This is a genomic window from Streptomyces sp. NPDC057474, from assembly GCF_042802555.1.
In the GTDB taxonomy this organism is placed as follows: Bacteria; Actinomycetota; Actinomycetes; order Streptomycetales; family Streptomycetaceae; genus Streptomyces.
On record NZ_JBHVDX010000277.1, the window covers coordinates 1 to 11,368 of the forward strand.

The 11,368-nt window shown below is 71.0% G+C and carries 8 protein-coding genes; 6 read left to right on the forward strand and 2 right to left on the reverse strand.

The window, feature by feature from the left end; genetic code table 11:
• Window positions 1-32: 32 nt before the first annotated feature.
• On the reverse strand, window positions 33-1,019 hold the full coding sequence (locus tag ACFU53_RS42410) for a hypothetical protein (RefSeq protein WP_384005119.1): 987 nt from the start codon (window positions 1,017-1,019) through the stop codon (window positions 33-35).
• Window positions 1,020-1,494: 475 nt separating this feature from the next.
• Between ACFU53_RS42410 and ACFU53_RS42415 the strand changes: the two genes are divergently transcribed.
• The 5 genes from ACFU53_RS42415 to ACFU53_RS42435 all read left to right on the forward strand — a co-directional run bounded on the left by ACFU53_RS42415 (window position 1,495) and on the right by ACFU53_RS42435 (window position 9,884).
• Complete coding sequence (locus ACFU53_RS42415) at window positions 1,495-2,481, forward strand: adenylyl-sulfate kinase (protein WP_384005120.1); 987 nt, start codon at window positions 1,495-1,497, stop codon at window positions 2,479-2,481.
• Window positions 2,482-2,498: 17 nt separating this feature from the next.
• On the forward strand, window positions 2,499-2,891 hold the full coding sequence (locus tag ACFU53_RS42420; RefSeq protein ID WP_384005121.1) for an SCO5389 family protein: 393 nt from the start codon (window positions 2,499-2,501) through the stop codon (window positions 2,889-2,891).
• Between the two features lie 458 nt (window positions 2,892-3,349).
• Window positions 3,350-6,112: a SpoIIE family protein phosphatase gene (locus tag ACFU53_RS42425; protein ID WP_384005122.1), complete on the forward strand. Its 2,763-nt coding sequence runs from the start codon at window positions 3,350-3,352 to the stop codon at window positions 6,110-6,112.
• Window positions 6,113-6,363: 251 nt separating this feature from the next.
• Window positions 6,364-8,988, forward strand: a complete 2,625-nt coding sequence (locus ACFU53_RS42430) for an SdrD B-like domain-containing protein (protein WP_384005123.1) — start codon at window positions 6,364-6,366, stop codon at window positions 8,986-8,988.
• Between the two features lie 209 nt (window positions 8,989-9,197).
• Complete coding sequence (locus tag ACFU53_RS42435) at window positions 9,198-9,884, forward strand: L,D-transpeptidase family protein (protein ID WP_384005124.1); 687 nt, start codon at window positions 9,198-9,200, stop codon at window positions 9,882-9,884.
• Between the two features lie 156 nt (window positions 9,885-10,040).
• On the opposite strand, the gene ACFU53_RS42440 is transcribed toward ACFU53_RS42435, so the two are convergent.
• Window positions 10,041-10,781 (reverse strand): hypothetical protein, encoded by a 741-nt coding sequence (locus ACFU53_RS42440; protein WP_384005125.1) that lies wholly within the window; start codon window positions 10,779-10,781, stop codon window positions 10,041-10,043.
• 235 nt (window positions 10,782-11,016) lie between these two features.
• Here ACFU53_RS42440 and ACFU53_RS42445 point away from each other — a divergent pair, with 235 nt between their 5' ends.
• On the forward strand, window positions 11,017-11,364 hold the full coding sequence (locus ACFU53_RS42445; protein WP_384005126.1) for a LuxR C-terminal-related transcriptional regulator: 348 nt from the start codon (window positions 11,017-11,019) through the stop codon (window positions 11,362-11,364).
• The last annotated feature ends 4 nt before the right edge of the window (window positions 11,365-11,368 follow it).

Below are 11,368 nucleotides of genomic sequence, written 5' to 3' on the forward strand. Positions count from 1 at the left end.
GGTTCACGTGCGGTTCGCCGCTCGGCGTCGCGTCACGAAGCCGTGCGGTTCGCGCCCTTGCGTCGCGTCATCACGAAGATCACGCCGCCCGCGGCGACGAGGCCCGCCGCGCCGATCGCGATCGGGATGGCGTTGCCGCCGCCCGTCTCGGCGAGGTCGCCGGAGTCACCGCCGTTGGGGGAGGGGGCGCTCGAGGGCTTGTCGGACGTGGTGTTGTCGGAGTCCGAGGGGGACGGGGAGGGCGACGACTCGGTCTTCGGAGTCTCGTCGGCCGGCGGGTTCTCGTCGGTCGGCGGCTGCTCCTCCGCCGGGGGCTGCTCGTCCGCCGGCGGCTGCTCCTCGGCGGGCGGCTGGTCGCCGGACGGGGGCTGCTCCTCCGCCGGGGGGTTCTCCTCGGCCGGCGGCTGCTCCGTCGTGCAGTCCTTCGTGCCGCCGTTCCAGGCCGCGATCAGCTTGTCCTTGATGACGGGGCGGTCGGGGCCCTTGGGGACGTCGCCGTGTTCGAAGCCGTCCTTCGCGTCGAGCTTGCCGTCGAACTTCACGGCGCCCCGGTAGAGGTCGATCTGGGCGTAGCAGCCCGCGTCGGGGACCGCGATGTCCAGGGAGTCCGTCGCGCCCTGCTTGACCGTGACCGTGTCGAAGTCGACGAAGACCTGCTCGCCGGAGGTGCCGAAGGTCGGGCCGTGGGCGAGGTAGGACGCGAGGGAGACCGTGCAGGTCGTGGCGTCGGAGGCGGCGCGGACCTTGACGTGGACCTTGCCGTCCTCGGTGGGCTTGAGGTTCTGGTCGTCGAGCTTGACCCAGTCGGCGAACTTCACGCCGTCCAGCGAGAACTCGCAGCGGTCGGTCTCGGTGGGCGTGCCCGCGCCCTGGCCGGGGGCGTAGCTCTTCTTGCCCCAGCCGTCACCGCCGGGCGTGCCGTGGGCGAAGGCCGGGCCGGAGACCGCCGCGCTCAGCGCAAGAGCGGCGATACCCGTCCCCACCAGGCGGCTCACGATGACACGTCTCGCTATGGACATGCAGATCCCATTCTCGAACTCGGAACGTACGAGACCCGGGGCGCGGCGGCAGGACGGCAGCACGAAGTCGCGTCGGGCCGCGCCAGGGTGTGAGTGGTTGAAGAAAACACCGGGCTCATTGGTCACTTGAGCCACAGAGTCTGCACATCGTTTACCAAGGGGTAGGGGCTGTCAACCTCGGGAAATGCCCGTCCGGTGCCCGCCTGGGCGGCCTCTCAGGCACACCCGCGCCACACGCGAGGCACATATAGGACACAAAGGGAATCTCTCCCTCCGGGGCCTGCGGGGACCCCATGCGCACCCCAAGGCCAGGTCGCCCAACCGCAAAGGGTTCACCAACGCGCCGCTTTGCCAACGGGAGTTGACATGGGACGGATTTGACAACCCCGTCCCTCGCTCCCGAATCTACGTTCATGACATCCATTTTCATTATCGGCGTCAAGGGTGCCGCCGAGAGCGAGCGGGGTGACGGTCCATGCGCGTGGCCTTCGTAGGCAAGGGCGGCAGCGGCAAGACGACCCTCTCCGCGCTCTTCGCACGGCACCTCGCCCGGTCGGGTGCGCCGCTCGTGGCGATCGACGGTGACATCAACCAGCATCTGGCGCACGCGCTCGGCCTCGACGAGGACGACGACTTCGGCGCGCCGCCCCTGAGTTCGCGCACCGGCGAGATCAAGGACCATCTGCGGGGCACGAACCCGCGGATCGTCTCCCGCGCGGCCATGGTCAAGACGACCCCGCCGGGCCGGGGTTCGCGGCTGCTGCGGCTGCTCGGGGACGACGACGTCCACGGCCGGCACGTCGAGCGCGTCGACGGCGTGCCGCTCATGGTCACCGGTGCCTTCGACGAGAGCGACCTCGGCGTGGCCTGTTACCACTCCAAGCTCGGCGCGGTGGAGCTGTACCTCAACCATCTCGTCGACGGGCCCGGCGAGTACGTCGTCGTCGACATGACCGCCGGCGCGGACGCCTTCGCCTCCGGGCTCTTCACCCGGTTCGACATGACCTTCCTGGTCGTCGAGCCGACGCGGAAGAGCGTGTCCGTGTACCGGCAGTACCGGGAGCACGCCGCCGAGTTCGGCATCCCGATCGCCGTCGTCGGCAACAAGGTCACCGGCGAGGACGACCTGCTCTTCCTCAAGGAGCACGTCGGCGACGACCTGCTGGCGCACTGCGTGCAGTCGTCATACGTCCGCGCGCAGGAACAGGGGCGGGAGCAGGGCGAGTTGGAGTCGCACAACCTGCACGCGCTGACGCGGCTGAAGGCCGCCGTCGACGCCCGTACGAAGGACTGGGCCACCTTCCAGCGCCACGCCGTCGAGTTCCACCTCCGCAACGCCGCCGCCTGGGCCAACGACGCCACCGGGCACGACCTGGCCGCCCAGGTGGACCCCGAGTTCCGCCACGGACCGGAGGCGCTGACCGCCGCCGGGTCCGCCTCCCCGTCCATAGTCTCCTTCTGATCAGAACAGGAACATCCATGTCGCTCGACGTCTCCCCGCAGCTGCTCGCCGATGCCGAGAAGGGCGAGGTGCGGGAGGAGGAGTTCGTGGAAACGGTCCGTACGTCGCTGCCGTACGCGTACGACCTGATCGCCTCGCTCGTCGGTGAACTGCGCGCGGGCACCGCCGAGTTCGCCGACAACCAGACCCCGCCGCCGTCGGAGCGGGAGCGGGGTCAGCTGCTGCGGGCGCTGTCCAGCGACGCGATCCGGGGGAGCCTGGAGCGGCACTTCGGGGTGGCGCTCGCCTTCCAGAACTGCCACCGGGTGGCGGTCTTCCCGACCGAGGCGCGCGGCGGTGCGACGTACACCCGCTTCACCTCGCTGCGGTCACAGATCCTCAACCAGTCGCCGGAGTTCCGCGACTGCTGACGCCCGAGGATGCGGCCGAGCACGCGCCCGAACACGCGCCCGAACACGCGACTGCACCGCCGGGCCCAGCCAGCCCCGCAACAGGCCAGAACCGGCCACCCACCGCCCCCTCCGCACCCCTCCGCGGAGGGGGCGGTCGGCTCGACACGCCGGATCCCAAGAGGCGTACGGGGGCGCATTACCGGCGTACGGCTGCATGGACGGGCGGGGGCGGAGGCGTCCGTGTGTGCGGCTTCGGGCTGTTCGTGCGGGCGGTTTCGTCCCGATCGCGCCCGATCTCGCCCGGTCCTGTCGGTCTCGTGTGTGGCGGTCGCGTGCCTGGTGGGTGCTTGGTGCGTGCCGGTCCGTGCGCCACCGCGTGCGGCCGTGTGATTTACGCCGTCACAAGTTGGCCTGCTTGCGATCACACAAGGTGAATAATGGGGCCTGAGGGCGTCTCAGCGACAGAGAGGGCCGCCGTGGGGACCGACAGGGACAGTGCCGTTTCCCGTCAGCGCTTCGACGTGGCCGACGCCGCGCCGTTGCTGATCGACGCGGGCGGGTTCGTGACGAGCTGGACCCGGGACGCGGAGCGGCTCTTCGGGTATCCGGCGGCCGAGATCCTGGGCCGCAGCGTCCGTACGCTCCTGGCCGACGAGGACGGCGAGCGCATAGGCCGACTGGCGGAATCCCATCGCGCCCTCGGCGGCTGGTCCGGCATCCTCACCGCCCGCCACCGCGACGGCCACCGCGTCAAGGTGATGGTCCGCGTCGTCCCCACACGGGAAGCGCCCACGTCGGCCGGTTCCGCCGCTTCCGCCGCTTCCGCCGGTTCCGCCGGTTCCGCCGGTTCCGCCGCTTCCGCCGACGCGACGACCTCGTCGCCGGCCCCCGCCGCCTGGCCCGCGCCACGCCCCGGTTACCCCGACGCACCCCGGTCCGCCACGCCACCTCCGCCCGCGCCTCCGGTTCCCTCCCCGTCCCCGTGCCCGTGCCCGTCCCCGTCGCCGATTCCGCCCTCGCCCGAGAGCGAGCGCGCACCGGCCCGGGAGCACGGCGCCGGGCCGACCGCCCAGGACGCCAGTGGCCCGCCGGCCCGGCAGGCCACGCCCGCCCCCGCCTCCCCCGGGCCCCTTGACGCCGCCCACTGGGTGGCCCTCGTATCCGACGCCACCGAGGCCCCCGGCTGGGACATGAGCCGGACGGTGCTGGAGCGGATGACTGCGCGGTCGCCGGTCGGGATCGCGATAGTGGATACGGAGCTGCGGTTCGTGTGGTCGAACGCGGCGCTGGAGCGGTTCGGGGGCGGGCGGGCGCACGAAAGGGTGGGGCTGAGGCTCGCGGAGGTGCAGCCGGGGCTCGACGCGGAGCGCATCGAGGCGCAGATGCGGCAGGTGCTGGAGACCGGTGTGCCGGTGCTCGACTACGAACACGTGGGCCGGGTGCGGTCGTCGCCGTACCGCGAGACCGCGCACGCGATGTCGTTCACGCGGCTGGATGACGATCACGGCCGGCCCATCGGCGTGTACTACACGGTGGTGGACGTGTCGGAGCGGCACCGCGCCCGCACCCGGCTGGCCCTGCTGGACCGGGCCGGCGAGCACATCGGCCGGACCCTCGACGTACGGCGGACCGCGCAGGAGCTGGCGGACGTGGTCGTCCCGGCGCTCGCCGACTTCGTGACCGTGGACCTGCTGGACTCCGTGGTGCGCGGCGCCGAGCCGGGCCCCCTCGGCGACGGGTCCGTCCCGCTGCGACGGATCGCCCAGCAGTCCGTGCACGCCGGGGTGCCGGAGGCCGTCCTGGAGGTCGGCGCGGTCGCCTCGTACGCGGCCGGATCGCCCCCGGTGCGGGCGCTGGTCGACGGCCTGTCGTGGTCGGAGCCGAGGCTCGACCCGCTGTCGGCGGAGTGGGCCAAGGCCATCCCGGGCGACCGGACGGTGCCCGTGGAGGCACTCGGGCTGCACAGCGTGATGATCGTGCCGGTGCGGGCGCGCGGCATCACGCTCGGCATCACCACGTTCTTCCGGCGCGACCGGCAGGACCCCTTCGACGCGGTCGACCTGGGCCTCGCCGAGGAGTTGGTCGGCCGGGCCGCCGTCTGCGTCGACAACGCCCGCCGCTACACGCGCGAGCGTGACGCCGCCCTCGTCCTCCAGCGCAGCCTGCTGCCGCGCCGGCTGCCCGAGCAGGACGCGGCCGAGGTCGCCGCCCGCTACCGGCCCGCCGACGAACTGACCGGCCTCGGCGGCGACTGGTACGACGTCATCCCGCTCTCCGGTGCCCGCGTCGCCCTCGTCATCGGCGAGGTCGCGGGCCACGGCATCGACGGCGCCGCCGCCATGGGCCGCCTCCGTACGGCCGTACGCACCCTCGCCGACCTCGATCTGCCGCCGGACGAGGTGCTCGCCCACCTCGACGACATGGTCGCCAAGTCGGCGCGCCAGGAGGGTGCCGAGCCGGGCGGGGGCAGCGGCCAGACGGTCGGGGCTCGCTGTCTGTACGTCGTCCACGACCCGGTGTCCGGGAGGTGCGCGATGGCCGCCGCCGGGCCGTTCGCCCCTGCCCTGGTGGCCCCCGACGGCACGGTCACCTTCCCCGAGCTTCCCGAAGGGCCGGCCCTCGGCATCGACCAGCGGCCCTTCGAGGCGCTGGAGGTGGACCTCCCCGAAGGCACCGTCATCGCCCTGCACACCGACGGGCTGCTCGCCGAGGCCTCCCGCGAGGCGCTGTGCCGTGCGCTGGCCCGGCCCGAGCCCTCCCTCGAACGGCACGCCCAGCGCGTCCTCGACTCCCTCGCCCCGGCCCGCCCCACCGACGACGTCGCCCTCCTCCTGGCCCGCACCCGGCGCCTGCCCGCCCACCGGGTCGCCTCCTGGGAACTGCCGGCCGACCCGGCGCTGGTCGCCGAGGCCCGCAAGACCACCACCCGGCAGCTCGGCGCATGGGGGCTGGACGAGCTGGCGTTCACCACCGAACTGGTCGTCAGCGAGCTCGTCACCAACGCGATCCGGCACGCCGCCGGCCCCATCCGGCTCCGGCTCGTCCTCGAACGCACCCTGATCTGCGAGGTGTTCGACGGCGGCGCCACCGCGCCCCATCTGCGCCACCCGCGCACCACCGACGAGGGCGGCCGCGGCCTCTTCCTCATCTCCCAGTTCACCCAGCGCTGGGGCACCCGCTTCCTGCCCGAGGGCAAGGTGATCTGGGCGGAACAGTCACTGGCGGATCCACCGGTCTGACCTACCATCAGTCCACCCGGTACGCCATGCGGGGACGCCCCCGCTGACCCGACCGGATGAAACTCGCCGGAAAGCCCAGCCTTCGGCCTCCCTCAAATCTCCTGATTCTCGGCATTCCGCCCCTCTCTCGCGCCCGCCCATGCCCGTTCGGCCTGATTGGTGGCGCTTGGCACTTCATATGAATGCAGGGGTCGGCTTCGGGCACCGGGCTCCGTCGCCTCGGCAGGACATCACGAGAAGAGGGACGTGGCGTGAAGCGAAGAACACCGGGGGGTGTGGGTCTGATCCTGGCCGTCTCGGCGGCGCTGGTGGTCGGACTGGCCGGCGAGGCGGTCCCCGCCGTACCCGGCGCCGGGAGCACGGCCGACGGCAAGGCACCCAGCGACGGCACCGTGACCGTACGCGTCGTCAACGAGGTGGACGCCGACGGGGCGTACGACTACGGCCTGGAGAAGGGCCGGAACGGTGTGCGGGTGTCGCTGACCGACGACCACGGCACCGTGGTGGCCCGGACGACCGACTCCTACGGCGTCGCCCGGTTCAATCCCGCGCTGTCCCCGCTGCGCGGCGGGAAGTACCGCGTCCAGGCCCACAACCCCGACCCCGGCACCCTCCGGCCGGCGATCGCGGGCCTCGGCGACGGCCCGAACGTCATCCGCGGCAACGTCGGCTTCGTGGACGTCTCCGGCCACCGGGACACGACGTACGTCACGGGATTCTGGGAGCCGGGGGTGTACTGCCAGGAGAAGCCGTACCTGGTCAGCTGCTCCCTCGCCAAGGGTGACGCGAGCGGGCAGCAGGGCCTGACCCGGTTCAGGAGCGACTTCACCGCCGGCTACCCCGGCGGCTCTCCCACCCGGCTGACCACCAACACCGAGCAGCAGGCGGTGTTCGGCATCGGTGTCGACCGCACCGGCAACAAGTACCTGGGCACGTCGGTCAAGCGGCACACGGAATACGGCTTCCGCGGTCCGGTCAACGCGATCTACCGCTACAACGACGACACGGACGCGGTCACCCACTTCGTCACGCTGCCGGGCGACCTGACCCCGCACGATCCCGCGAACGCCTATCTCAACGACGACGAGATCTACGAGAGGGTCGGCCGTGAGGGCCTCGGAGACGTCGACGTCTCCGGCGACGGCAAGACGCTGTACGCGGTCAACCTCAACGACTCGCAGCTGTACCGGGTACCGCTCCACGGCTCCGGCGACGCGGTCACGCCAGGCGCCTGGTCGGCGTACGAGGTACCCAGGCCCGAGGGCTGCGAGGGGGACTGGCACCCGTACGGCATCGGGGTGCGCGGCAAGCGCGTGCTCGTGGGCGGGGTGTGCGGTGCGGAGAACACGGTCGACGACAGATTCCCGTCCGGCAACCCGGCGAGGCTGAGCGCGCATGTCTTCGAGTTCGAGTCGGGGTCGTTCGACGAGATCTTCCAGCACCGGCTGAACTATCCGCGGGGCTGTGCGTACCAGCCGGACACCGACTCCCCCTGCACACCTCCGTCGACCGTGGGCGGCACCCTGAGCGCCATGTGGGAGGCGTGGAACGAGCGCGTCCCCGCACGGTTCCAGCCCCTCAGGTTCGCCTCCGCACCGCAGCCGATCCTGTCCGACCTGGAGATCGCCGACAACGGCAACCTGATCCTGGGCTACCGGGACCGCTTCGCCGACATGCAGGGCAACCGCACCTACGAGCACGGCTCCACGACGCGGCTGATGTCCGCGATCGCCGCCGGTGACATCCTGCGCGCCTGCAAGCGGCGCTCGGGCGGCTACGCCCTGGAGTACGACGGCGTCTGCGGCTCGTTGACCGGTACCGAGCAGGGCAATGGCCTCGGCCCGGGCGGCGGCGAGTTCTACAACGACTTCACCGTCCTCGCGGGCGCCCGGCACGACCAGGTCACCGAGGGTGGCACGGTCCTCCAGCCGTACCGCGGGAAGCTGTACAGCACGGTCTACGACCCGTTCCGCAACCGGCCCTTCGAGCAGGGCGTACGCCGCTGGGACTCCGAGACCGGGGAGAACCGGCGCAACATCCGTCTCCAGTCGACGGCGTTCAACTCCCCCGTTCTCTTCGGCGAGGGCAACGGGCTCGCCGACCTGGAGATGGTCTGCGACCAGGCGCCCGTCCAGATCGGCAACCGCGTCTGGTACGACGCCAACGGCAACGGGGTCCAGGACCCGTCCGAGCCGCCCGTCAAGGACGTGAAGGTGACGCTCGACCCGACGTCGTCCGGCCCCGGCCTCACGACGTGGACGGACGAGAACGGCGAGTACTACGTCGGCAGCGACCGGGGACTGAAGCCGAACACCACCTACCGGGTCTCCTTCGACCACAGCCACGTCAACACGGACCAGCTGCCGGGCCGCCCGAGCCGCTCCTCCCTCAAGTGGACGGTGAAGGACGCCGGTTCGAACCGTGCGATCGACTCCGATGTCGACCGGTACGGCCGGACCACGGTCCACGTCGGCGGCCCCGGCTACGTGAACCACGCGATCGACGCCGGCCTCACCAATTCGCTGCGGCTGACACTCGTGAAGCTCGACGGAAAGAGCAACGAGCCGCTGGCCGGCGCGGTGTTCGAACTGTGGCAGGACACCAACGGCGTCCGCGGACTCCAGCGGTACGGCCTGAAGCAGGACTGGTTCGTCAACGACTGCGCCAGCTCCCACATCGGCCGCTGCTCCTTCGGTTCGCTCCTTCCCGGCACGTACTACCTGGTGGAGACGGACGTCCCCGAGGGCTACCTCAAGCCGAAGCAGCCGGTCACCGGTCCGTACGTCCTCACCCCGAACAACGCCTCGTACGGCAGCGGACTGTTCGTGAAGCTCTTCAACGTGCGGGGAGAGCCGTGCAAGGGCAAGAAGTGCTGATGCCCCGACCGGCGAACGCGGGTCGGCCGGGCGGGCCGAGGGCCGTCCCCGTTCGGCCCAGCAGTACGTCTCCGGGGCGCGCGGGATGCCGTATCCCTGGGAGGGGATACGGCGAGTGAGCACCGGAGGCCGCGTTGACGGGACGAAGAACACGGAAGACACGGCAGACACTGCAGACACGGCAGACACGGATACGTTCGGTCGCGGCGGTGTCCTCCGCGCTGCTGGGCTGGACGGCCGTCCCCGCCGTCCCCGCCGTCGCGTCGGCCCCCGCGCCGGAGTGCACCGCGCGCACCGGCCCTTACCAGTGGGACCTGGAACGCCATCTCGAGCTTCCCGCGGACGGCCGGCAGTCCACCGCCGACTGCGTGGCGATCCGCGCCTTCCAGCAGCGCACGGGCGTGAAGCCGGCCGACGGCTACGCGGACCTCACCACCTACCGCACGATGCTGGTCGTGCAGGCCCGCGCCGACCCCAACGCGGCCGGGAAGTGCCCGGTGCGGTCGTACCAGGTGACGTGCGTGGACCTCGACCGGCAGCTGGTGTGGGTGCAGCAGGGGGAGCGGGTGATCTACGCGCCGGTGCCCGCGCGCACCGGCAAGGACGGTCACGAGACCCGTACCGGCTGGCACACGGTTTACTGGAAGCACCGCGACCACTACTCCGACCTGTACGACGACGCCCCCATGCCGTTCGCCCAGTTCTTCAACGACGGCCAGGCCTTCCACGGTGTCCTCGACGACCTCTTCGCCGGCGGCTCCCACGGCTGCGTGAACCTGCGGTACGCGGACGCCGAACGGCTGTGGAACGTGATGCACGAGGACGACTCGGTGTACGTGTGGGGGGTCAAGCCGGGGACGTGGCGGTCGATGCGGCCGTCAGCCGGACAGGGTTGAGCCCAGGCCGGTCCGGGCGAGCACCCGGCAGAGCGGTGCGGCGCGGCACCCCCGGATGGGGTCGGCCCTGACCAGGGGCCGGGGGTGCCGCGCCGTTCCCCGGTCGGAAGGGCTGCCCGAGGGGAAAGGAGGGCAGCCGGTTCCTGGGGGCCGGGGTCAGCCGTGGATGAGGGAGGCGGTCCAGGTGTTGAGGTGGCCGGTGACGGCCTGGTCCTTGAGGACCGGCTTGCCGACGGCCTTGACCCTCGGGGTGGCCTTCCAGGTGACGTCGGCGCGGGCGATGCCCTTGACGGCGACCTTGACGTTGCCGCTCTTGATGGCGACGGCGGCGTTGACGTTGGTCACCTTGGCGACGGCACGGGCGTTGCGCTGGACCTTACCCTTGACGATCTTGTAGTGCAGGGTCAGCTTCTCGCTGGTGACCGGGATGCCGTAGATCGTCTCGGTCGCGCTGTAGGAGACCGAGACGGCGCCCTTGGTGTTCTTCGTGGACGTGACCTCGTGGACGAACTTCACGTCCTTGTTGTACGGCGTCACGGTCTTCACCGGATGGTTGACGTTGCCCTTGAGCTGCCGGAACAGGGACGCGTAGATCTTGCCGTTCTGCAGGTACCCGACGAACCCGGCCTGCTTGGCGGCCGGCAGCGCCGAGAAGCTCTTCAGGGTCCGCTGCGCCTCGGGCGTCTTCTGCGCCTTGAGGTAGGCGGTGTAGCTCTTGACCGTCAGCTTCGCCGGGAGCTTCGCGGCGGTCTGTGAGGCGACGGTTCGGGAAGCGACGGTCTGGGAGCCCTGGTGCGGGCCCGCCTCGCTCGCCGACGCGGCCGGGGCCAGCACCGAGAGGGTCGCCGCTCCCGCGACGACGACGGTGGTGAGGCGAAGCGTGGTGACGGTGTGCACAGTGTTCTCCCTGCGGTTGGAGTGTCTGTCGGTGCGCACCAACGAGCCTAGGGAGCGGTCGGCTTGGCGAAAATTGTCTCTTGGGGCAGTGACCTCCGGGGATGCCCTCTGTGACGTGGCCGTGTCATTTAAGGGGTGCTCGTTGTCAGTAGCAGACGCTAAGTTGGGGGAAGATCGCCGCCGCACTCGGGGCACGGGGCTCTGTCGGGAAAGCGGCATCGGGAAGGGCCGACCAATGACCAAGAGGTCTGACGTAGGAGACACGGCTTGCGCCTACCGGCGCACGGGGGTCGATCCGGTCCGGGACATCAGCAGGCTCAAGACGCTGACGGACCGGGAGAAAGAAGTCCTGCTTCTGCTGGGAACGGGCCTGGGCAACCGGCAGTTGGCCAGGGAGCTCGGTATCGCCGAGCGGACGGTGAAGGCGCATGTCGCGCGAATAGTGGAGAAACTGGAGCAGCAGACAAGGCTGCAGGCCGCGGTGCTCTCAGCACTCGCCCACGAGTTGCTGTGCGCTGATCCCCGGTGCACGTGCGGCTCGGCCGCGCCCCTGCCTCAACTGGTCGGGACGTCTGCGGTCTAAGCGC